Genomic DNA, 25,570 nt, shown 5'->3' on the forward strand with positions numbered 1-25,570 from the left:
ATGCGTATGAAACAATTTTCCAAAAACAAAAAGCCAAAAATCGGCTGGGGACTCCCCATGATTTTTGGATTGGTGCTGTTCCCGCTACTTGGGGTTTCAGCCATGACTCCGCCACCCTCCAACCTGATTGAAGAGGCCTTTCAGGCTCAGCAGGTACAGGGTAAAATCGTCTCCAGTGAGGACGGGACTCCGATTCCCGGGGTCACTGTGCTTGAAAAAGGAACCGGTAACGGAACGGTCTCTGAGATAGATGGAACCTATTCTCTAAATGTAGCAGGCCCTAATTCTTTACTCGTTTTCTCTTTTGTAGGATTTGATCCTCAGGAAATCACAGTAGGGAACCAATCTATCATTGATATTACCATGAGTGAAACTGCCACGGATATGTCTGAGGTGGTGGTGACAGCTCTGGGAATTAAGCGGGATCAACGCTCCTTGGGGTATGACGTTTCCAGTGTACAAGGAGAAGAGTTGACCCAGGTGTCCCAGGAAAATGTGTTGAGCTCCCTTTCAGGTAGAATGCCCGGGGTTACTATCAACCAAACCAGCGGTCCAGGATCCTCTATGAGCATGGTTATTCGAGGAGCTACCTCTTTGACTACGGACAACCAACCTTTGTTTGTGGTGGATGGAGTACCTATGTCCAACTCCTTGAACAATGTGAGACAAAACGGTGACGGAAACCAGGTGGATTACGGAAATGCAATTTCGGATATCAATCCGGATGATATTGAAAGCATTTCGGTACTGAAAGGTCCCAGTGCAGCTGCATTGTATGGGACTAGAGCAGGAAATGGGGTAGTGATCATTACTACCAAGTCCGGCAAAGCAGGTAAGACTATGGGAATTTCTTTTTCCTCAAGTAATGTTTTTGAAAGACCGACCCGAACGTTGGATTTTCATTACAAATACGCAAATGGCAATCGCATAGGAGTATTTAATGAGGGCTCTGCCTATTGGGGTGGTCCTGAACTGAATGCCGGCAATACGGCTGTTCAATGGAATAGCCCGTTGGATGCCAATGGAGATCCTATCCCAACAGAATTAATTGCTTATCCGAATGCAATGAAAGATTTTATGCAGACAGGAATCACTTCTACCAACAATATTGCTGTGGACGGGGGCAGTGAGCAGACTACTTATAGGATTTCCTATTCCAATATGCTGCATAGGGGCATGATCCCCAACTCTGACCTGTTTAGACATAGCTACTCTACTTCTCTAAGCCATAAGATTACAGAGAAGCTGATGTTTACTTCCAATTTCAACTATACAAATAGCCAATCCAACGACCGTCCTAGTACTGGGGATAGAAGAGCTAACCCTTTGGAAGCAGTTTATTCTTCCCCTTATGTAGATTATAATTTGATGAGGGATATCTGGGTGCCGGGACAGGAAGGTATTCAGCAAGTCAGAACCGCTGCAGGTGATAATCCTTATTTTATTGCTTATGGAATGCAGAATTCATTTGTACGGGACAGAATTTATGGAAATGTGTCGCTGGACTATAAATTTTCTGAATCCTTCAATATACGCGTAAGGTATTCCCTTGATAGATCCGATGAGAATCAGGAAACCAAAATACCTTACAGCTACAGCAGAATGGCCCGTGGAGGATACTACACGTCAGATATTTTGAGTCAGGAATCCAACATAGATTTTTTGGCCTCATGGAATGATGATTTTGGGAAATTGGATATCAACGCTTCCGTTGGAGGGAATATCATGAATCGTTTCGGTAGAAGCACGGATGTGGGTGTAGGAGGAGATCGAAACAACGGATTGGTTATTCCTGGAATCTACAATGTTCAGAATATTCCTGCTGATAACAGATCCATGACAAATGGATTCTCTGAAAGAGGGATTTATTCTATCTACGGATTGGCTTCCTTTGGCTATGCAGATCAGCTTTATCTGGATTTGACCGCCAGAAATGATTGGTCTTCTACTTTGCCACGTGAAAACAGATCCTATTTCTACCCATCAGCTTCCCTGAGCTGGTTGGCAAACTATACCCTGGACATGTCCGATAAGATTGACTTGTTAAAACTGAGGTTTGGATGGGCACAGGTAGGAAATGATACAGGGCCATACAATCTCCTCCCAAACCTGTCTACTGGACTCTACAATTCCATCAATACTGCCAGTATGCCTTCCGGTTTGTTAAATCCGGATCTAAAACCTGAGCAAGCCACTTCGTATGAAGGCGGGATAGACCTGAACATGTTCAGCAACAGGCTTCGATTTGGAGGGACAATTTATCAAATCGATAATAGAAATCAGATTTTCTCAGTAAATCTCCCCTCTTCTTCAGGCTACTCGGGACGTCTGATCAATGCCGGTCTGATCCAAAGCCGGGGCGTGGAACTTTCCCTTGGCGGAACAGTCTTGAGAAAGAAGGATATTTCTTGGGATGTAGACTTGAACTGGAGTAGAAACCGGACCACGGTGGTAGAGCTTACAGAAGGCTTGGATAGAATCACCCTTTGGTCTGAGAATGGTGGAGGGGCAATCACCTTTGTGGGAGAGCAGATTGGAAACATGTACAGCAGTAGCTATGCTGAGGTAAAAGATCCTAATTCACCGTATTACAAGTGGCCGGTTCTTTCCGGTGCGGGAGAATGGCAGGAACTATCCGGTACCGAAAATCTTAAGAAAGTGGGCAATTTCAATCCTGATTTTCAAATGGGATTACAGACCACTTTGAATATCAAGAGGTTTGTGGTCGGGGCCAGTTTTGACTGGAGACAAGGGGGAGAGTTTATGTCCTTTACCTACAGATATGGTGAGTCGGACTGGAAGTCTCAAAGACAATTGGATAATTTAATCCCGGGCAGCCTATATGCAACCGATGAGTTGATCGCGATGATGAAAGCTAATCCGGAGCAATACATTATTCCGGGCCTGGGCAACTACCCTCGGGTAGGGGGGCATACAGCGGCAACAGGAGGTTATTATGTGGATGAAAATGGAAGCGACGGAGCCTTTGTGCCGGGAGTAATCCAAACAGCTGGTGCAGATACTCCGGATGATTTTAGTGATGATGTGTACGTAGAGCACCTAGGCGGAGAGGGTACCAATATTTACCCAATTACCAATACCTACCCTTGGGATTACAATGAGCAGGTGACCTTTGATGCCTCTTTTATCAAATTGAGAGAATTGAGCATAGGTTATAGAGTTCCCTCTTTTGGCAGATTCAGAAATGCAACCTTTTCTATCTATACTAGAAACCTGATGATCTGGACCAAAGCAGATATAGGAATCGATCCGGAACGCGCTTTCTGGGCAAACAGCGGAACACAAGGGAATACCTCCTCACAGTTTCGCCAGGGAATCGAGCGTCAGAATGTGATGCCGTGGAGTTTTCCTGTAGGTTTCAAATTGAACTTTAATCTTTAATCTCAAATCAACGAATCATGAATATCACAAAATTATATCGGGGATTTTTGATGGCTTTAATTTGCTGCGTGGGATTCACAGGCTGTGATGATAAGCTTGATGATATGAACATCAATCCGTACGGAATTGACCCTGCGGAAGTAAATCCCAACTTATTGATGCCTACAATTTTGGCATCAGCTGCACAAAGCTATACGGATTTGGGCGTCAACAATATGGCAGGAGCAGTGCAGCATACACAGAAAAATGGCTGGTATGGCCCTCATAACAATTATAGCTGGGAAAGTGAGAGTTGGGCAGGATGGTATGCTATACTAAGAAATAATGATCTACTGCATAATAGAGCTGTGGAGATGGAAAATGACTTTTTTCAAGCGGTGTCTTTGACTATGAAGTCTTTTGTTTTTGGGAATATTACAGACCTTTGGGGCGATGCGCCTTATACTGATGCTCTAAAAGGGAACGAGTTGGCCACAGAGTTTCAATTTCCGAAATTCGACAGTCAGGAGGTAATCTATGACGGAATCATTGCAGATCTTCAAACTGCCGCCACACTGTTTAATTCGGCGAATACCGGCGGAGTGACTGCTGCCAATGACCTGTATTTTGGAGGAGATGCAGCTGCTTGGAAGAGATTTGCAAATTCCCTTTTGCTTCGCTACTATCTGAGAATATCTTCCCAAAAGCCCGATGTGGCTAAAGCAGGGATTGAAGCGATTTATGCTTCCGGGGATTACATTCAAAGCACCTCCCAAGATGCTGTATTAGATTACACCGGCGGAGCCAGTGACATCTGGATCACCCGCCATATTGCCTTGAATCCGGATGATTTCCAGAGATATCAGGCCTGTCAGACATTCATCAGCCAATTGATGGGGACGAATGATCCCAGGCTTCCGGTCTGGTTTGCGCCCGTGAGAGTGCAGTGGGTGGCTGATGAATCTCTGGATGTTGCTGCTGAAGGCTTTATCAGGAAGGAGGGAGAGCCTTTGGGAGTAGTTACTTATCCATTTGATGATTTTGTAAACAACTATGCAGGAGAGAACTTTACCAGAAGATATAATCCTGATATGGTGAGCTATAATGATGCTGAATATGTAGGATTACCTCCCTCACTGATGGTTCCTGAATCCTATAATGGAAACCCATCGCCGGGGCAAGGTACCCAAAATCAACATGTTTCACAGTTGGCGGACATCTACCAGTCGGCAGGAGCTGCGGGGGATATCCTTAAGGCCAGGTTGATCTCTTCCTCAGAAGTGAGCTTTATTCTGGCTGAAGCTGCGTTGAAAGGTTGGAACACAGGATCCGCAGAGGAGCATTATTATAACGGTATAGAGAAGTCACTGATAGTATGGGGCAAAGCTGACGATTATGAGCGCTTTATAGCTGAAGAGGGAATCGCTTTTGACAATACCATGGAGCAGGTGATGGAGCAAAAATGGGTGGCAAGCTGGACTGCGGCTGCAGAGGCTTTTGCAGACTACAGACGTACCGGATTTCCTAGGTTGGAAACAGGTCCCCAGTCTCCGCAGCCAAGAGTTGCTTTGAGGTTCCAGTATGGTGATGACGAGTACAACAATAATGCGGAAAACATTACCGGTGCATTGGACAGATTGGAATTGACAGATTACTCCGGTGGATTTGGAAAGGACAGCCAATGGTCCAGATCCTGGTTGTATCAGGGAACTACCATTCCCTGGTAAAATTCTGAATTCTCTTTTTTGATCACATTAACCTCCATGTCAATTGATAGGCATGGAGGTTTTTTTTACCATTTAAATTCTCATCATAAACTTACAGGTGAATGTTTAACCTATTAACCTTTACCTCCATCTCTCAAAGCAACCCTGACAGCCTTCAAGTAGCAGCAAGATTCTAGATCCAAGAAGATAAGCCGCAAGCCGATTATGATTTGTAATCAGGTGCATACTCAGGAGCTAATATCAGACACCTGTTCTAACCCTTAACCTTCGACCTTTAATAGCTCTTTTCAGAGGTCTGTTCAAACTTTCCTGCCAGTGTTGAAGAGCTGATGATTGGATATATAGCTTGTGTTCTTATTGAAAATGACAATTATGTAATTAAGAACAATGATTATGTTATGGTAATTGTTTTTTATGTTATTCAATTATTTTAATCTGCTTGATTGTGTCAATACAAATATAGTATTATGGTTTTTGAATACATGATTTTGATTTATATATTGCATGTTTGAGTGTGTGACAGAGCCTCGAAATAATGTCTTATTGGATAGCTACAATTGTGTAATATTCCTATGCTTACTTGATCAAAATGATCCAATAAATCCTGATCGAAACAAAAGAACGGGCCACTATGCTGAACAGAGGGAGGAAATATGGAGCCAAACCATGCCTTGGTTATCTTGATGGATTCCTGTTTATGTTTTTTTGTAAGGCCAAGGGCAAATCTTCTTCGGTGAGAATCTTTTTGCTGTGCCTATTATTGTTTATAGATACTTTTGGTCAGGTCTTGGGGCAGACAACAAGGATGCTGGCAGATGCGGTCACCTTTATTAGTCCGGCTGACAAGATGGTTTCTTTGTTGGGGTGTGGAGGATTAGGTTTAAATCCTTGCTATAATCCCACAGTTGAAAATCCCGGCAATGCGTTGATCGATGACGGGGAATATGCCCGACTTTTGGCAAGCCCGGGTTTGCTTGCCACACTGGGTTCTTATGATGGAGAATTGGAACTTCAGTTTCCGTCCACTGTCCCGCCTGAAACTTGGTCCTATGTAAGAATAGGTGCTGATGAAAGCCTCCTACAGGCTTTGCTGGGAGGGAGCTTGGGGGAATTGCTTGGTGATGTACTTGGATCCGTTTTATTAGGTAATCAGGAAATAGAAATCCAGGCTAGAAATTCTTCCAATGTTATTGTGGAATCCAGGACAAGTACTCAGGGGTTTGATACAGATGGGGTTAAGTTAGTGCAAGATGGATCCGGGAATTATTTTTTAGCAATCAAACCTTCAGTAAGTTATGATCGGGTAAGACTGATCAATAGATCAATTACTTTAGTTGGATTAGGAACTGAATATACACTGGATGTTTACAATGCTTTTTACTATTCTGGTGTCGATCCATGTGGACTTATGCCAACTTTTACCAGTTATGATGGGGCTGGAGTATCTTTGGACTTACTGAATCTCAATGACCTCGTTCTTAACCCTTTTCATGCTATTGACAATGATCCTGCCACTTATTCGCAAATTTCATTAGGTGTACTGGGAGTGGCAGCGACTACTGAGCAGTTTATTTATTTCACTTCCCCGGTTCAGCCGGGAAATGATATTTTGGTTAGTTTGGCCACATCCGCATCACTAGTGGATTTGGGTTTGTTGAATAACGTTTATTTAGTAGCGTACTCAAACGGCGCAGAAGTAGAAAGTGTGGCTGCTTCTTCATTAGTGGAGCTTGACTTGCTTGGTCTTTTAGATACCGATAGCTTTCTTCAGTTTCCACTCAACCACGAAAGTGCGGAAATTGACCAAATCGGGATTAGGGTATCCTCTTTAGCGGATGCGGGATTGCTTGCGGGCGGACTTCAGATTGGGGCTGTTACTGTAGTGCCATCACCGCCCGAATTTGAGCCTGAACATGAAACCGGTTTATATACCATCTGTCAGGGAGATGAACAGGTTATTGTGCCTTTGAATGAGTCAGGAAGAGTGCTGAATTGGTATAGTGACTATGAAGGCGAGGATTTCATTGGCCAAGCTGATCAATATGCCTTGCAAGACCTTCCTCCGGGAGATTATGATTTTTATGTTCGATCAGAATACCAAAGCTGTAGTGGAGAAGGTTTACCGGCTATATTTAGCGTAACAGTTAACCCCCACCCTTATGAAGAAGATATTATTATTGATTCTCAGGGGGGCGTTTTGGAATTGGGTAATAAGATTATTTATCCTGTAGGAGTGAATGTTGTCCTGACTCCTGATAATTCTCTACTTCCGTCAGGATCATTTGAATGGTATAGTAATGAAGAAGGGGATGATTTAGACGGGTTGGAGATTGCGGGTGCCACCTTTACTGTGGAAAATGAAGAGCTGACTATTAGCAATACTAATGAGCCCGCCTTGGAGCAGGAAATATTTCTCGGCTATGAAACATCTTCCGGCTGTAAAACAATAAAGCAATTTTCTCTGGAAAGTTTTATCATCCTGCCTTCTGTAGTTTATACGTTCAACGCCCGTTCAAGAGAAAGTGGACAGGTGGATTTGGATTGGGAGCTGAGTAATGAACAGCAGCAGGGGACTGTCACAATCCAACGGGCTTCGGCCAGTCTTGAGTTTGCAGTACTGGCCAGCTTGCCTATCGTTCCCGGCAGGGAGCGAATCCGTATGAAGTTTACGGATTATAATCCTTTATCGGGACGTAATTACTATAGACTTAGTATTGTTAAAGAGTCGGGGAGTTCCACTTTTTACAGCGAGGTGAGAATGGCTGAAATCAATGAACTGCAGATGCCTGCAGTTGAAGTATTTCCAAATCCCTTTACTGAGAATTTTGCTGTCAAATCTACCATAGAACTGCAAGGTAGTCTATCAGTATCCTTACTTAGCACTCAGGGGACTGCAATCCTGTCGCAAACTATGGATAGTCTGTCTAGAGGTGAACTAATTGAGTTTCGGGATCTGGGGGATTTGCCGGCAGGTGTTTATGTCCTCAGATTGAAAACGCTTAATGGGAATAAGTCCTTCAGGGTCATTAAGCAAAACGGTTCGTTAAAGTAGAAGCGTTGTTTGCTTCAGGACAACTACTGTTTTCTCAAAAAACTGAGTCTGATAGATGGAAGTTTAATTGAGCACCTCAAGAAAGCATACTGAAAATGAAGTCTTAAAGTCGAATTTGATTATTTGAGTCTATTTTGTTGTTAAAATAATAAAATACGTATTTCAATTTGTAATTAGTGTTGTTTGTATACATGTGTATAAGTGCAAATGTTTAATTGAAGTACATTTTATTAGTTATGAAATTAATTAAATTGGGTATAAAATAAATTTTATTGATTTTCAGTTTCTTGACAGTTCTTCTTGCAGGTGTTCTTTTAGGAATGAAATAAAAGGATTGGGAGGGCTTGATAGATATTTTTCTTTTAGGCTTTGCATCTTCTTCAGCTATGGATTTGAAATTCCGGAGAAAGTGCCGATATCCATGCTTTTTTAAGACTATTCTTAATTGTCTTTCAGGATAATTTTATGTTTTTTGAATCTATTAATTAAAAATTTAAATTAACTTGAGTGTTGTGTTGTAGAGTTTGTTTTGAATGATTATTTGATTTTATATAACTATTCAGGTAGGCTAACATGGAGGATGTCAAAGGTTAGATGGGAGGAGACTTCTGTCAACCAATCCGATAGGCTAATAAATTAGGAGTAAGGGAATTATTACGGCTGATCAGACTCTTTTTCAATCAATTCTACCATTAAAAAAAGCATATTGAAATATAGGTATTGAAACATTGAAAAATTAATTGGGGTTGTGTTTTTCTAATAGATTAACTGTATTAGTTTGAGGTTTTATTGATATTTTTAAGGAAATCATGGTAATATTTTTTACCTACAGGGATTTCTTTGTCGTTTATTTTTAATGCAGTAGCGTTGATTGCGTCCACATTGTTTAAGTTTACAATGTAAGATTTGTGTACACGGGCAAATTGCCCCTCAGGCAAGTTTTTGATTAATTCCTTGACGGTGTTTCTCAAGGTGTATTGTTTACCATCTACATAGAGATGGGTATACGTTCCTTCTGCTTTAATCCAATCTATTTCGTCAATTACGATTTTCCTCAAACAGCCACTTTCCCTAATATATAATATCGGCTTTAGGAGGGCCGGTTTACCTATTTTATTTAGTTGGGTTTTTGCGTTGTTTTTGGAATTTGAAAGAGCCAGTTCTATACTTGTAATTAACCCTTCCATTGTAAATGGTTTTGTTATAAATCCCTCAGGATTAATATGTTCTACTTTGTTTATTATATCTTTTCCAGCTGAAGAAGTCAGAAATACTATGGGTATAGAGGTGGATTTTCTGATATCTTCAGATAGTTCAATCCCATCTTTTTCTCCTTTTAGCTTTATATCAACAAGGATCAAATCCGGTCTACTTTCTTTAATTACCTGCATTGCTGATTCTGCTTCAGTTAAGATTGCGATTAATTCATATCCGTGCATTTCCAGTACTTCTTCCACATTTTCTGACAGGTTATGATTGTCTTCAATCAGTAGTATTTTTGTTTTCATTTTTGAGTGTTTGGTCACAGATATTTTCTCACGCTAAGATAGCAAATACTTAATTTTATTTACATTAAACAATTTTCTTTATTCTAACAGATCGATTTTGGCAAGTACTCTAATTGATTTGGTATGGAATTTTCACGCTGCCCAGAACTTGGCTATGAGTTTTTTTCTCTCCTTTTCTTGTATTCCTCGAAATTAGGATTTTTCAATAGAGATCTTAACAGCTTTGTTGTTTTTAATATTGAGTTTCTAGTTTATTTTGGATAACACCTAAGCTTCATTCGATAACACCACTTTGCTATTCAATTACAGACGTATGCTATTCATATTTTATGCTGGCATAATGCGTTATTTTTGTTTTCGGGACATTTTTAAGCAGCTCTAACGGGCATTTTAAAGAAGGAATAAAAGGGGCTTTGAACTTTGATTTTTGAGGGTTGGGGAGGGGCCTTTTTATTTGTTGACTTAATCTGACATAGGAGTGTATTGTCCATTTTGCAGTAATGATCAAAAGGGTATTACTGGGTTTTAGGTATTTTATTTTATGTCTTTTTAAATTCTAAGATTGATTGGGTATGAATTCCCTTTCTGTTAGTCTTTGGGTTTTTAAAGCAGTATTCGTGATTATCAATTTTGCCTCATAATTATATGATGATGAAAAGTTTACTTACTTCGAAAAGCCGGTTTTTTAAAAGGCTTTTTCTATTACTGTTGGTGGCCGGCATAGGAATGGAATCCTATGGGCAGACGAAAATCCTTGCCAATGAGATTACCTTCACCAGCGGGAATAAAACAACTCTTTGTGGAGGGATATTGGGACCATGTCAGCCCACGGTAGTTAACCCAAATAACGCCTTAACAGATGATGAAAACTTTGCCCGACTATTGGCAAGCCCTGGGACAGCGGCTACAATTGGTGATTACGATGGTGTGATTGAATTGAAGTTTCCTTCCGCACTTCCGGCTGACACTTGGTCTTATGTAAGGTTGGACGGTGATGCAGGACTTTTGGACGCATTGTTGGGAGGTAGTTTAGGTGAGTTGCTTATCAATGTGCTAGGAACGGTGGTTGGTGGCCATCAGGTGATCGGAATTGAAGCTAAAAACGGTGCGACTTCGGTATTGTCACGAACCAGCAGCCAAGGGTTTGACACGGACCGGGTAAGATTGAAGGTGGACGGCAGCGGGAATTATTATCTGGCGATCAGACCTAATGCAGAGTATGATCGTCTTCGGATCACCAATACGTCTATCTTCTCCCTCTTAGGAGCAGGAGTAGAATTTAATTTGGATGTGTATAATGCTTTTTATCTGGATGGAGATGATCCTTGCGGTGAGTATAGGTTTGCTTCTTTTGACGGAGAGGGGATTTCTCTTGATTTAGCGGGTTCTGGTGTCAGTGATGCTGAAAACGCAATCGATGCGGATCTGGACTCTTACTCCGAAATCAGCATAGGCACATTGGGAATAGGGACTTCCATGTACCAATCCATTTATTTTAAATCGCCTTCAGCTCCTCAGGATTACTTTAAAGTAAAATTGTCTGTGGCCAATGGGGGCGCTTTAACTGCCGATCTAATTGGCGGAATTGAAGTGAGAGCTTATAATGGTGCCGATTTGGTATATATCAACAAGTTGGATGGAGGGTTAATAACAGGACTTGATCTGTTGGGATTACTACAAAGTGGGCAAGCGGTCACTATACCATTTGGTCCCGGTGTTTCCTTTGATAGAATTACTGTTGGATACAATTCATTGATTTCGCTTAGTGCATTATCCAACTCACCGATTAGGTTGTATGACGTTCAGCGCTATGGAGAAAATTGCCCTGATCCTGATCCTCTGCCGACACCGGATCCAACCGATCCAATGCTCAGCAATAGGGATTGTGATGCAACTCTAATCGACTTTGAAAATGCAAATTTCCCATTCAATACAGTGGATGGAAATAACGATACTTTCACAACTCTTAGCGCCAGCTCTGGAACTGCTTTAGGGATAGGGGATTATGATGGTTTTGTGGAATTGGGATTTGATGCTAGAAGTGCAGGTACCACATCGTATGTGAGGATTGATTTTGACGAGGAAGTATTGTTGGGGTTAATTGATGGCACAGTCGGAGAATTGTTAGGAGGAGTGGTTAATAATGTTCTTTTTGGTAGTCATTATTTTACTGTTGAGGTAAAAAACAATGGGGCACAGGTATTTGAAAGTTCCAGCAACAATGGCTTTTTCAACCAGCCTGTTAAAATTGTACAGGATAAGAACAACCATTACTATGTAGCAATAACTCCTGAAAGTCCTTATACCAGTATCCGTATTACAGAATCACTCAATGGATTACTTGGATTAGGGGAAGTTCGTAGCATGAATGTCTATCATGTGTGTAGTTCGACAGGTTTTGAGGAATGCGAACAGGCATTTTTAACTTATTCTGAGTCTGAAGGCATTAGCCTCGATATTCTAGAACTTGGAGAAGCAGGAGTAAAAGATGCAGGATTTGCGATTGACGGCAACCCTGCCACTGCATCCCAAATTAGTATTGGTGCAGCAGGACTGGGATCCAGCATCTATCAATTTGTGGATTTCCATTCGCTTTCAGCACCAGCAGATCACTTCCGGGTGAAACTGGCAATGGAAGCAGATAATACGCTGACTGCCGAAGTGCTTGGCAGTATAGTGATCAAAGCATTTAATGGAGATACGGAAGTCTTCTCCCAAGAACTCAGGGATGGATTGATCTCCGGTCTGGACTTACTGGGCTTGCTTCAAAGCGGTGGCACATTGAATCTACCATTTGGGACCGGACTTGCTTTTGATAGAGTTGCGGTTGGAATTGAATCACTTGTGAGTGTGAATGTCTTTGATGATAATCCTGTAAGTGTATTTAGTATAGAGCGCTTCAGTGCAGCTTGCCCTGATCCGGAATTGGATACTCCAGCGGAAACGGATCCTCCGTTTAATGTTTCCGATTGTGCCGGGGAAGTAGTAAGCTGGGAAAATACCAATTTCCCATTGAATGTTATTGACGGACATAACGATACGTATGCCACTTTATATGCAAGTACAGGCCTTATAGCAGGGACGGGATACAACAGCCATATAGAATTGAAATATGCAGATCCAGTGGCTGCCGGTGAAACTTCCTATGTACGTATAGAATTCGAAGATGATCAACTAAATGCCTTGCTTGGCGGAAGCTTGGGATCTGATTTGGCAGATCTATTGGGGACAGTGGCATTGGGAGACCATTATTTCACTGTCACGCCAAAGACAGCGGGTGGAACTGACCTTTACGAAGCCAGTAGTCAAAATGGTTTTGCAGGCCAGGATGTACGTGTAGTACAGGATGCTGCCGGTAGATTCTATATTGCTTTCACTGCTGATCAGCCTTACCAGTCTGTAAGGATTGACCATTACTTGTCAGCATTGCTTGGATTAGGAAATACGGCTACCATGCAGGTGTACAGCATGTGTAGAGAAACAGATTTTGACCTTTGCGAGCAGGCTACTTTTACTGATTTTGATGGCTCCGGTATAGCTCTTGATCTTGTGGATATCACCCAAGGCGGAGTATTTAACCCACAGAATGCAATAGACGAAAACTCTTCAAACTATTCTACCATCAACCTAGGAGTAGCAGGAGTGGGAGCTTCTGTCTATCAGAATATTTATTTCAAAACCAAATCGCTGACTTCTGATGCCCTTCGTATCCGCGTGCAACTGGACCAGCCGGGTATATTGAATCTGGATCTGGTCGGTTCCTACCGTGTGATTCTTTACAACGGAAATCAGGAAGTGTATAATGAAACGCTACAGAACGCGCTGATCAATAATATTGATTTGCTCGGTCTGCTTAATTTAGGAGAGATTCTAGAATTGACTATTGAGCCGGGAGTGGTATATGACCGGGTTAGCTTTGGGCTTCAGTCCCTAGTTTCGATTAATACCAGTGCTCCGATCAGGCTATACGGTATCAGCAGAATATCTGAAGATTGTCCGGATCCAGATTTTGCCGAACCTCCTTATTTGGCCCCTGTATGTGCTGAGGAATTGATCAGTGTCCAGAATGTTGATAATCTTCAAAATCTTTTTGACGGTAACTTTAACAGCTTTGCGACCATCAATTCAAGTGGTGGGGCACTTGGAACTGGAATAGGTGCTTTCTCAGGTCATGTTAATCTTGGTTACGGTGATGGGGTAATAGTGCCGGCCGGGACTACTTCCTACATGAGAATAGACGCTGAAGATGGCTTGTTAAATGCGCTCTTGGGCGGTAGTATAGGAGGAGTTTTAAGTGACCTGCTAAATACGGTTGTTCTTGGAAATCACTACTTTGATGTCAAAGCAATTGATGCAGGTGGCAACGAACTTTTCACCGCTAGTAGCTCCAATTCTTTCAATGGACTTAATGATCAGGTGAAAATTGTTCAGGATGCGCAAGGCCGATATTACTTAGCCATCACTCCAAATGCTGATTACAATAGTATAAGAGTTGAAGACCATACCGCAGGAGGCTTATTTGGTCAAAATAATAGCATCAACATCTATGGCTTGTGCTACGATACTGGAGCAGAGGCCTGTGCTACAGGATTTACCACTTCTTTTGACGGATCGGGATTGACTGTTGGTCTTGGTTCAATAGGGAACTATGGTGTAACAAACCCTGAAAGAGTCCTTGATGATAATAACAATGATGATTATTCGGAAATAAGTCTTGGAGCGCTAAGCGTTGTGGGTTCTATCCAGCAAAACGTTCAGTTCAGACAGACAATTCCTGCAGATGGATCATTCAAAATCAAACTTGGCATTGGTTCAGGTGTGTTGGATGTAGGTGTCTTTGGTAGAATAGATGTAGTTGGGTACTTGGATGGAGAGGAAGTCTATGATGAGACATTGGAAAATGCAGTTGCCGGAAATATCAATTTGTTTGATCTATTTAACAACGGTGCCGATAATGAAATCAGAGTTTCATTTGGTGTAGCGGTAGATGAAGTAGCTATTCGCTATAGGTCATTGGCAGGTGTTTCAGTGAATCCTTCTATTAGATTGTTTTATATCCTGCAGGATTGCGAAACACCTACTTTCCAAAGCTGGAAAAGCTACGTCATCGATGGGGATCCTGTGTTGACTTCGGTATCAGGTGGCGAGACTGTTCAGTACACTATCCATGTGAGAAATACCGGAACTGTTCCGATGACCGATTACCTAATCACGGATGCCATTCCTGCACATACTGCGTATGTAGATGGAAGTGGAGGGGTGTTCGATGCCGGTGTAGTTACTTTTGACAACCTTGACATCGCTCCGGGAGCCACCGAGACGGTCAGCTTCAGTGTGTTGGTTGACGGAAACCTAACAGATGTAGAATTTATTTCCAATGTAGCCTTAGTTAAATCTCTTCCTGAAGATCCGGGAACAGAGACTTACCCCCCATTGGATAATGAAAACCCTACAGATCCTGACGAAAGTGGTGATACGGGAACTGATATTCCGGTAGATCCTATTTTCTCAGCAGAGATATGGAAATCAGTTACAGTTGACGGAGATGCATCATTGACTACTGTAAGTGGTGGAGAGACTTTAGTCTATACTATTTTTGTAAGAAATACAGGAAATCAAGATCTGACTGATCTCACAATAAGTGATGAGCTTCCACTGGGTGTAAGCTACGTTTCAGGCGGAACTTTGGCCGGTAATACGGTAACCTTCTCCGTAGCCGCTGTGGCTGCTGGAGAGACTTTGTCTGCAGGTACTTTTACAGCTACCGTAGACTCTGATCTGACAGGAATAGATGAGATCAGAAATATTGCGATCCTTACTTCCTCTGATTTGCCTACAGGAATTGAATCTTATCCTCCTGTGGATAATACCAATCCAACTGAACCTGATACATCCGCTGAGCCTGGAACGGTAGTAGATGTGACTCCTGTCCATGCAATTGATTTTGCCAAAATTGGATTGAGCAATAATGCAGAGAGTGATGGAAAAGCCATAGTTGGAGATATTATCACCTATACATTGACAGTTACCAATACCGGGAACAAAGCACTTACTGATATCTCAGTGGTAGATCAGATTCCGGCAAATACCACAGTAGTGGATAATGGTGGTGGAACTGCCGGGGTAGGTACATTGACTTTTGATATCTCATCACTGGCAGTCGGTGCCGAAGAAGAATTTACATTCACTGTTGAAGTGGATGCTGTGACAGGTTCGGATCCGATTATAAACAATGCCGAGGCATTCTATACGGATGAGGCAGGAGACAGTGCGTCTGAAACAGCGCAGCATACCATGCTTACGGATTGTACAGTACTTGATGCCGGCAACATTGAGCTGGATGCAGACCAAGATGCTATTTGTGAAGGAGAAAGTGCAGTGCTTACTGCTTCATTGACGGGTGTTTCGATTGCTGATCCGATATTTAGATGGTACACCAATGAGGACTTGACCGGATCCTTCGAAGAAGGTTCGGAAATTACGGTATCGCCTACTGCGACTACCATTTACTATGTGACTGTGTCAGCTGAAGGATATTGCTTCAGTACTCCTGCGGCTACTACTTCCATTACAGTAAACGAACTTCCGGCAGTACCATCTACCAGTTCTGATGTTACCATTTCTGAAGGCTTCGGTACGGTGTTGACGGCCACGGTAGATCCACAGCCGGCTGACGTTGAGATCGTATGGTACAATGAAGGCATGGTCGAGGTCGGAACGGGAGACTCCTATAACACGGGGGTACTTTCCGCGGGAGTATATACTTATTATGCGGGTACAAGAAACATGGATACTGGCTGTCTTTCCATAGGAACGACGGCGGTAACGGTAACGGTAGTTCCCTTAACTGATGATTCGGACTGTACGGTGGCGAATGCGCAGACGGTTGAGTCCGGTCTTCTTTGTGTGGCTTGCTCTGCTACATCCCCAGAGCTGGCAGTTGACGGTAACCCGAACACATTTGGAAGGTTGACAGTGCCATTGGGCATTGTGTCATCAATCTCCCAGACCCTTTATTTCCCGACCATGGGGGCAGCAGGAGACTCGGTGAAGGTTGATCTGGGAATCCCTGGCGGTCTGGCAGATGTAGGTTTGCTTTCAAGAATAGAAATAACACTGTTTAACGGCGCTTCTCAGGTTGCGCAGTTCAATCTGAACGAGAATCTGGTCAACCTGACCGTATTGGGAGGAGGCAGCGTGCAACAGGCCGGAGTACCGGCGACCGGATCATTTGACAGGGTGAGAGTGAGATTGACAGGATTGTTGACCTTGGTGACCAGCCTTGACATCTATGAGGCCAGTATCAACTTCGCGGCCCCTACAGCCATCACTGAAGATGAGGTGGTATGCCAGGGAACAGCGGCGACACTTGAGACCACCCCCGCTGCGGGCACCAGCCTGAGATGGTACGATGCCCCTACTGGAGGCATCCTGCTGATGGAAGGAAACAGTTACACGACCCCTGCGCTCAATGTGCCTGGCACGGTGACTTATTACATAGCGGTATTGAGGGACGGCTGCGAGGATCCGGTAAGGATTCCTGTTGATGTGACGGTGAATCCGGGCGCGACTGCGGCGGACATCCAGGCGGACGGCGGAACCATCTGTGCCGGGGATACTTTTGAACTGAGCGCGACAAGCGGCACGGTGAGCAACCCTGAATTCAGATTCTTTGAGGACGAGGATCTGACGGTGGAGATTTTTGACCTGACTGTAAACCCGGGATCCACCACGATCTATTACGTGACGGTGAGCGGTGACAACGTCTGCGAGAACGCTGCGGGTCAAGCTGCGGAAGTACTGGTGACTGTAATCCCAAGAGCAACGGCTGCGGATATAGCTACAACAGATGTGAGCATCTGCGAAGGCGAGAGCACGATACTTGTGGCCACCTCTGCGGGCATTGCGAACCCTGTGTTCAGATTCTACAGCGATGCAGCACTGGACAACGAGATCACGGATCTTACCGTAAGTCCTACAGTAACGACTACTTACTACGTGACCGTAACAAGTGACGGTGTATGTGTGAATGCTGCCGGAGACGAGGCAACGATCACGGTGACGGTGGATCAAAATGCGGATGATGCCGATATCAACATCAACAATACGGTGACCCAGTGTGAAGGTGAGGACGTGGTTCTTGCACCTACCACCACCATTACCAACCCGATATTCACCTGGTACCTCGATGCCGCCAAGGCTTCACCGATAGCTGAAGGGACGGTATCCGGGGTGACTTATACGTTGGGAACCGACGGTTCGCTGACTATCAGTGGTCTGGCGGCCAGTTCCACGACAGAATATTTTGTGACTGTATCCGGGGATGGATTCTGTGAGAACGAAACAGGTAAATCTGTCAGCGTATCGATCACCAACAGCCTGGATGCGCCTGAGTTTGTAGCCGATGAGATCGGGGTATGCGGAACAGGCAGCGATGTGACCTTTGAGATCTCGAATGCCGCTGGCGGACTGACCTACACGGTTTATGATGCTGCAACAGGAGGAAATATAGTGACTGACGGCATCCAGATTACAGGCAACCAGATTGTTCTTGCATCTGTGGATGCTGACGTGGAATACTTTGTAGGCGTGATGGGCGGCACGGGCTGCGAGAGCGCGAGCCGTATGCGTATTGCGGTGACGGTATTGCCACCTGCGACGGCAGCCGATATCACGACTGTGGATGTTGAGATATGTGTGGGAGAGAGCACTGTGCTTACTGCAAGCAGCAGCACAATAACGAATCCTGTATTTAGATTCTATGCAGATGCTGATCTGGATACGGAGATCACGGATCTTGAGGTTAGTCCAACGGCAACGACTACCTATTATGTAACGGTGAGCGGTGACGATGTGTGTGCAAATGAGCCTGGCAATGCAGCCGAACTCACTGTTACTGTGAGTCCACTTCCTTCAGCTCCTGCGGTGGGCAGCAGTTCGGTGACGATTACCGAAGGCTTTGCTACGCAGTTGACGGCTTCGGCTCCTGCAGGTTCCACCGTAGTGTGGTACAGCGAATCAGGAGCGGAACTTGTGACAGGGCCGACTTACACGACACCTGTGCTTGCCCAGGGTACTTACATCTATTTTGCAGCATCAAGGGATGATGTAACGGGCTGTGAGAGTGCTGACCGTACGATGATCACCGTGGTAGTTATCCCTGCCGGTCCGGTTGAGGACTGTACGGTATCCAACGGGCAGACGGTAAGTATAGACGGTCCGTGTGTACTGTGCGCTGTGACTTCCCCTCAGCTTGCTGTGGACGGAAATCCAAGTACTTATTCAAGACTGACCGTTCCATTGGGCATTGTGTCATCAATCTCCCAGACTCTTTCTTTTCCAACCATGGGAGCGGCAGGAGATTCGGTGAAGGTTGATCTGGGAATCCCTGGCGGTCTTGCAGATGTAGGCCTGCTTTCAAGAATAGAAATAACGCTGTTTAACGGTGCTTCGCAGGTTGATCAGTTCAATCTGAACGAATCCCTGGTCAACCTGACTGTATTGGGCGGAGGAACCAGACAACAGGCCGGAGTCCTGGCCACAGGATCCTTTGACAGGGTCAGAGTAAGATTGACAGGATTGCTGACTGCATTGACCAGCCTTGACATTTATCAGGCCAACATCCGGTTTGCGGCCCCTACTACGATTACGGAAGATGCCGTGGTTTGCCAGGGGGATATGGCAGATCTTGAGGCGACCCCATCTGCGGGCACGAGCCTGAGATGGTACGATGCGCCTACGGGAGGCACCCTACTTGCGAGCGGCAACAGCTACACGACTCCGGCACTCAACGTGCCAGGCATAGTGACTTATTATATAGCGGTATTGAGAGACGGCTGCGAGGATCCTGTGAGAATTCCTGTTGACGTGACGGTTAATCCTGGCGCAACTGCGGCGGATATCCAGGCGGACGGCGGAACGATCTGCGAAGGCGATAGCTTCACGCTTACCGCCAGCAGCAGCACGGTGACCAATCCTGAGTTTAGATTCTATGCGGACGAAGCGCTGACCACTTTGATCACAGATCTGACAGTGAGCCCGGGTTCTACCACGGTTTATTACGTGACAGTGGAAGGAGACAATGTCTGTGAGAATGCGGCAGGCGAAGCGGCGGAAGTTTTGGTGACGGTAACCCCAAGAGCAACGGCTTCCGATATAGACGCGGTGGGCGGCACGATCTGCGAAGGCGAGAGCTTTATGCTGACTGCCACGAGCAGTACGGTAACGAACCCGATGTTCAAGTTCTACAGCGATGCGGCATTGAGCAACGAGATCACGGATCTCAATGTAAGCCCTGCGGTGACGACTACTTACTACGTGAGCGTAACAGGTGGCGGGGTTTGTGAGAACGCTTCGGGTGACGGGGCAGAACTGGTTGTGACAGTAGCGCCAAGTGCAACGGCTTCCGATATAGACGCGGTGGGCGGCACAATTTGTGAAGGCGACAGCTTTATGCTGACTGCCACGAGCAGTACGGTAACGAACCCGATGTTCAAGTTCTACAGCGATGCTGCACTGAACAACGAGATCACCGATCTTAATGTAAGCCCTGCGGTGACGACCACTTACTACGTGACGGTAACAGGTGACGGGGTTTGTGAGAACGCTTCGGGTGACGGGGCAGAACTGGTTGTGACTGTGGCACCAAGTGCAACGGCTTCCGATATAGATGCGGTGGGCGGCACGATCTGCGAAGGCGAGAGCTTTATGCTGACTGCCACGAGCAGTACGGTAACCAACCCGATGTTCAAGTTCTACAGCGATGCTGCACTGAACAACGAGATCACCGATCTTAATGTAAGCCCTGCGGTGACGACCACTTACTACGTGAGCGTAACAGGTGATGGAGTTTGTGAGAACGCACCGAATACCGGTGCAGAACTGACAGTGACTGTGGCTCCAAGTGCAACAGCTTCCGATATAGACGCGGTGGGCGGCACAATCTGCGAAGGCGAGAGCTTTATGCTGACTGCCACGAGCAGTACGGTAACCAACCCGATGTTCAAGTTCTACAGCGATGCTGCACTGAGCAACGAGATCACGGATCTTAATGTAAGCCCTGCGGTGACGACCACTTACTACGTGACCGTAACAGGTGACAATGTATGTGAGAATGCATCCGGAGACGGGGCAGAACTGGTAGTGACTGTGGCACCAAGTGCAACGGCATCCGATATAGACGCGGTGGGCGGCACAATCTGCGAAGGCGACAGCTTTATGCTGACTGCCACGAGCAGTACGGTAACCAACCCGATGTTCAAGTTCTACAGCGATGCGGCGCTGAGCAACGAGCTCACGGATCTCAATGTAAGCCCTGCGGTGACGACCACTTACTACGTGACGGTAACAGGTGACGGGGTTTGTGAGAACGCATCGGGTGACGGGGCAGAACTGGTTGTGACTGTGGCACCAAGTGCAACGGCTTCCGATATAGATGCGGTGGGCGGCACGATCTGCAAAGGCGAGAGCTTTATGCTGACTGCCACGAGCAGTACGGTAACCAACCCGATGTTCAAGTTCTACAGCGATGCGGCGCTGAGCAACGAGCTCACTGATCTCAATGTAAGCCCAGCGGTGACGACAACTTACTACGTGACCGTAACAGGTGATGGAGTTTGTGAGAACGCTTCGGGTGACGGGGCAGAACTGGTTGTGACTGTGGCACCAAGTGCAATGGCATCCGATATAGACGCGGTGAGCGGCACGATCTGCGAAGGCGAGAGCTTTATGCTAACTGCAACAGCTGCGGGAATCACGAACCCAGAGTTCAAGTTCTACAGCGATGCGGCACTGAACAATGAGATCACTGATCTCAATGTAAGCCCTGCGGTGACGACAACTTACTACGTGAGCGTAACAGGTGATGGAGTTTGTGAGAATGTTTCCGGAGACGGAGCAGAACTGGTAGTGACAGTAGCGCCAAGTGCAACGGCTTCCGATATAGATGCGGTGGGCGGCACAATCTGTGAAGGAGACAGCTTTATGCTGACTGCCACGAGCAGTACGGTAACCAACCCGATGTTCAAGTTCTACAGCGATGCGGCGCTGAGCAATGAGCTCACGGATCTTGAAGTGAGCCCTATGGTTACGACCACTTACTATGTGAGCGTAACAGGTGAGGGAGTATGTGAGAACGCGGCAAATGACGGTGCCGAACTGGTAGTGACAGTAGCTCCAAATGCAACGGCATCCGATATAGACGCGGTGGGCGGCACAATCTGTGAAGGCGACAGCTTTATGCTGACTGCCACGAGCAGTACGGTAACCAACCCGATGTTCAAGTTCTACAGCGATGCGGCGCTGAGCAACGAGATCACTGATCTCAATGTAAGCCCTGCGGTGACGACAACTTACTACGTGACCGTAACAGGTGAGGGAGTATGTGAGAATGTATCCGGAGACGGGGCAGAACTGGTTGTAACGGTTAGTCCTGCAGCAACAGCTTCCGATATAGATGCGGTGGGCGGCACGATCTGCGAAGGCGAGAGCTTTATGCTGACTGCCACTGCAGCAGGTGTTACCAACCCGATGTTCAGATTCTACAGCGATGCTGCACTGAGCAACGAGATCACGGATCTTAATGTGAGCCCTGCGGTGACGACAACTTACTACGTGACCGTAACAGGTGACAATGTATGTGAGAATGCATCTGATGATGCTGCACAGCTTGTTGTGACCGTAGGAAGGGAAGCGCTATCTTCTGATATACAGGTAATGAATGTTGTAATTTGCGAGGGTGAAAGCACTTTGCTTACAGCAACTAGCAACTCTGTTACCAACCCGGTATTCAGGTTCTATACTGATGAGGCTCTTACTGAGGAAGTGATTGATCTGAATGTCAGTCCGACTGTTACCACTAGGTACTATGTCACCGTAACGGGAGATGAAGTTTGTGAAACTAAGCCGGAGGAAGCAGCACACTTGACAGTAACGGTTCGTTCGGTTTCGGCTCCTGTTGTTACAAACCCTACGCAAACATTCTGTGAAGACACTGAAAATCCTATTGTCGGATCACTTGATGTGACGGGTAGCAATATTCGCTGGTATGAGTCTGAGGTGGGTGGTCTGCCACTTAATCCAGCTACACCACTAGTGGATGGAGCAACTTATTATGCATCACAGACAGATCAAATGACGTCATGTGAAAGTGTTGAAAGAGTTAGCGTGACAGTTGCACTTACGTTATGTGATCTAGGAGATGGACTTCAGATTTCCAAGGCAGCAGCGAGCCCAACGGTATTCCCCGGAGGTGAAATAACCTACACTATTAGTGTTGTCAACACAGCTTCTGTACCAATGGATGATATAGTTGTAAGTGATGTGTTGGCTAGCCAGTTGACATTTGTGTCAGCAAGTGATGGAGGTTTATTTGATAACGGAACCGTTACTTGGTCCATACCTTCTATCCCGGCCAATACTTCGATGGATCTGGTGCTCACAGTAAGTGTACCGGCGGATATCACAGCCGGTACTATGATCAGCAACGTTGCAGTGGTGACCAGTCCTGATGATCCTGATACTCCAAAAGAATCTGATCCTGAAGTTGTAGAGGTAGTTGATCCTTTATCCTTCACTATTGAGAAAGTATCAAATGTCTCAGAAGCTAAAATTGGGGATGTTATAACTTACACGATTAAGGTCAGCAATGTTTCCAGTCTTGTAAAAGAAGATATACTGGTGACAGATACTCTTCCGGTAGGACTGATGTATGTGGAATCTGACCAAGGAGGATTGCTTGCTAATGGAGTGGTGTCATGGATTATCCCTTCACTTGCACCGGGTCAAAATATTGAGCTAACTCTTCTTGCGCAGGTTACTGACGATGTAGAAGTAGGTGATATTATTTATAACACTGCGGTAGTAGATCTTCCTGATGATGGTGAGGATCCTACAGAGTCTGATCCGGGAGATGGAGTGGAAGTAATCGATAGTCCTACGGATATCAACATCACCAAAACTCAAGATGTTAGTTCAGTTGTTCCCGGTGACATGATTACTTACACAATCTTGCTTGAGAATCTGGGAGATAACATCGCTACGGGAATAGTAGTAACAGATACTTTGCCGCAGGGAACCATGTTGGTTGAGACTAATCCTGAAGCTACAGTAAGCGATGGAGTTATTACTTGGACTATAGAGAGCTTGGGTGTAGATGAATCTATTTCACTTGAACTTACAGTGATGGTAATGGCCGAAGAAGGTTCTATAACTAATATGGTAACTGTGGAAGGGGATAATTTCCCTGACGATAGCGATCAGACAGATCCGGTTACCATTGAAGATCCGGTCAATGAAGTCGATCTGGTACTGGACAAGGAAGTGTCCTCAAGTCTGGTTCAGGTGAATTCGATTTTTGAGTACAAAATCACACTGACCAACAATTCGGAAAACACAAGCAATGAGGTTGTGGTAACAGACATACTTTCATCTGCGGTGGAATATATTGGTGCTGATGTTTCCTCAGGTTCAGTTTCCTACAGTTTGGAGACAAGAACGCTGATCTGGAATATTGCCACCATTGATCCAATGGCAGTAGAGACGATGACTATAAGGGTGAGAGCTGTCTCTGAAGGAACTGTTTCCAACACGGCCTCCGCAGTATCAGATGATGAAGAGCTGCAGCCTTCCGACAATACAGATACTGCGAGTCATGAGCAGTTGGTATTCGAAATACCAAATGTCTTTACACCGAACGGCGATGGAATCAATGATACGTGGGTGATTAGAGGCCTTCAGGAATTCTTCCCACAAAATGAGCTGGTAGTGGTGAACCGTTGGGGTGTGGAAGTTTACAGATCAACAAACTATCAAAATGACTGGAATGGTGAGAACCTGAACGGTGGTACTTATTTCTACCAATTCCAGCTGATAGATAATCAGGGTGTAAGTCATACTATGACAGGTTACGTAACTATAATTAAGTAAGCAAGATGAAACTATTTAAGATCATTACTTTGCTAACTGGATTCCTGCTTCTTGCCCTTAGCGATAGCTATGGGCAGCAGGTACCCCAGTACAGCCAATACATTTTTAATCCTGTGTTTATAAATCCTGCTTATGCAGGTTATAAACAGCAGCTTTATCTGCAATCTTATTATAGAAAGCAGTGGACTGGTGTGACAGGGAGCCCTGAAACCTTTGCGGTGGCAGGAGATACCTATCTTGAAGAATCCCAACTTGGTATTGGAGGTCAATTTCTCACAGATAAACTAGGCGCACAGAGGACGGTAGCTGCTTATGGAAATCTTGCCTATCACCTAAGACTTAGTGATACTAAATTCCTAAGTTTTGGAGTAGGAGCGGGGGTAGTGAATTCACAACTGGATGGATCTATGCTGAACCCTGATATGGGAGATGACCCATCTATCCCATTGAGTAAGGAGAGAATAACCTACCCGGACTTAAAATTGGGTTTGTTTCTTTATGATGATAATTATTACATAGGTGTAGCTGCTGATCAGATGCTTTCTTCTGTAATTGATTTTGACAGGGGAGACGTGATGGTTCTTCCGGATCCGCACTTATACGTGACGGGCGGATATCATTTGGATCTTAATTACAATTTCTCACTGGTGCCCTCTATTATGTATATGGATGATTTCAAAGCACCGGCAAGAATGGATTTGAATGCAGCTTTGATCCTGAATGATATGATCTGGTTAGGTGCTGGGTACAGATTTGGTATTGATATGCCTGGGAGGGATATACAACCGGGACTAAAAAAATCAACCGGTCTACTTGGAATGGTGCAGGTTCAGCTACGTGAGAGTTTACGGTTGGGATATGCCTATGACCATACGCTTTCTGGGTTTTCGGTTAATACATTTACCACTCATGATATTTCCATTGCTTTCTTATTCCCTCCTAAGCGAGTACGATTGGTTTCTCCACGATTCTTTTAA

Annotated in this window: 6 protein-coding genes; 5 read left to right on the forward strand and 1 reads right to left on the reverse strand. The window is 45.0% G+C overall.

Annotated elements, in window-relative coordinates; translation table 11 throughout:
* Positions 1 to 6 precede the first annotated feature (6 nt).
* The 3 genes from ID165_RS04710 (at position 7) to ID165_RS04720 (ending at position 8,160) form a co-directional block, all read left to right on the forward strand.
* A complete protein-coding gene (locus tag ID165_RS04710; protein ID WP_225586987.1) occupies positions 7 to 3,402 on the forward strand; it encodes a SusC/RagA family TonB-linked outer membrane protein in 3,396 nt (1,131 codons plus the stop codon).
* A 17-nt stretch (positions 3,403 to 3,419) separates the two neighbouring features.
* Positions 3,420 to 5,108: a SusD/RagB family nutrient-binding outer membrane lipoprotein gene (locus ID165_RS04715; RefSeq protein WP_225586988.1), complete on the forward strand. Its 1,689-nt coding sequence runs from the start codon at positions 3,420 to 3,422 to the stop codon at positions 5,106 to 5,108.
* A gap of 733 nt (positions 5,109 to 5,841) precedes the next feature.
* Entirely contained in the window at positions 5,842 to 8,160 is a 2,319-nt protein-coding gene (locus ID165_RS04720) for a T9SS type A sorting domain-containing protein (RefSeq protein WP_192349227.1), read from the forward strand.
* Between the two features lie 773 nt (positions 8,161 to 8,933).
* Here ID165_RS04720 and ID165_RS04725 read toward each other — a convergent pair.
* Entirely contained in the window at positions 8,934 to 9,668 is a 735-nt protein-coding gene (locus ID165_RS04725; protein WP_192349228.1) for a LytTR family DNA-binding domain-containing protein, read from the reverse strand.
* 651 nt (positions 9,669 to 10,319) lie between these two features.
* Between ID165_RS04725 and ID165_RS04730 the strand changes: the two genes are divergently transcribed.
* Entirely contained in the window at positions 10,320 to 24,593 is a 14,274-nt protein-coding gene (locus tag ID165_RS04730) for a gliding motility-associated C-terminal domain-containing protein (RefSeq protein ID WP_192349229.1), read from the forward strand.
* Between the two features lie 5 nt (positions 24,594 to 24,598).
* Positions 24,599 to 25,570, forward strand: a complete 972-nt coding sequence (locus ID165_RS04735) for a type IX secretion system membrane protein PorP/SprF (RefSeq protein ID WP_192349230.1) — start codon at positions 24,599 to 24,601, stop codon at positions 25,568 to 25,570.

The sequence above is a fragment of the Algoriphagus sp. Y33 genome, from assembly GCF_014838715.1.
GTDB lineage: Bacteria > Bacteroidota > Bacteroidia > Cytophagales > Cyclobacteriaceae > Algoriphagus.

Excerpts from the sequence above, each read along its gene's own strand:
- ID165_RS04735 (WP_192349230.1), top strand. The coding sequence starts at position 24,599 with ATGAAACTATTTAAGATCATTACTTTGCTAACTGGATTCCTGCTTCTT.
- ID165_RS04730 (WP_192349229.1), top strand. The coding sequence starts at position 10,320 with ATGAAAAGTTTACTTACTTCGAAAAGCCGGTTTTTTAAAAGGCTTTTT.
- ID165_RS04715 (WP_225586988.1), top strand. The coding sequence starts at position 3,420 with ATGAATATCACAAAATTATATCGGGGATTTTTGATGGCTTTAATTTGC.
- ID165_RS04710 (WP_225586987.1), top strand. The coding sequence starts at position 7 with ATGAAACAATTTTCCAAAAACAAAAAGCCAAAAATCGGCTGGGGACTC.
- ID165_RS04725 (WP_192349228.1), bottom strand. The coding sequence starts at position 9,668 with ATGAAAACAAAAATACTACTGATTGAAGACAATCATAACCTGTCAGAA.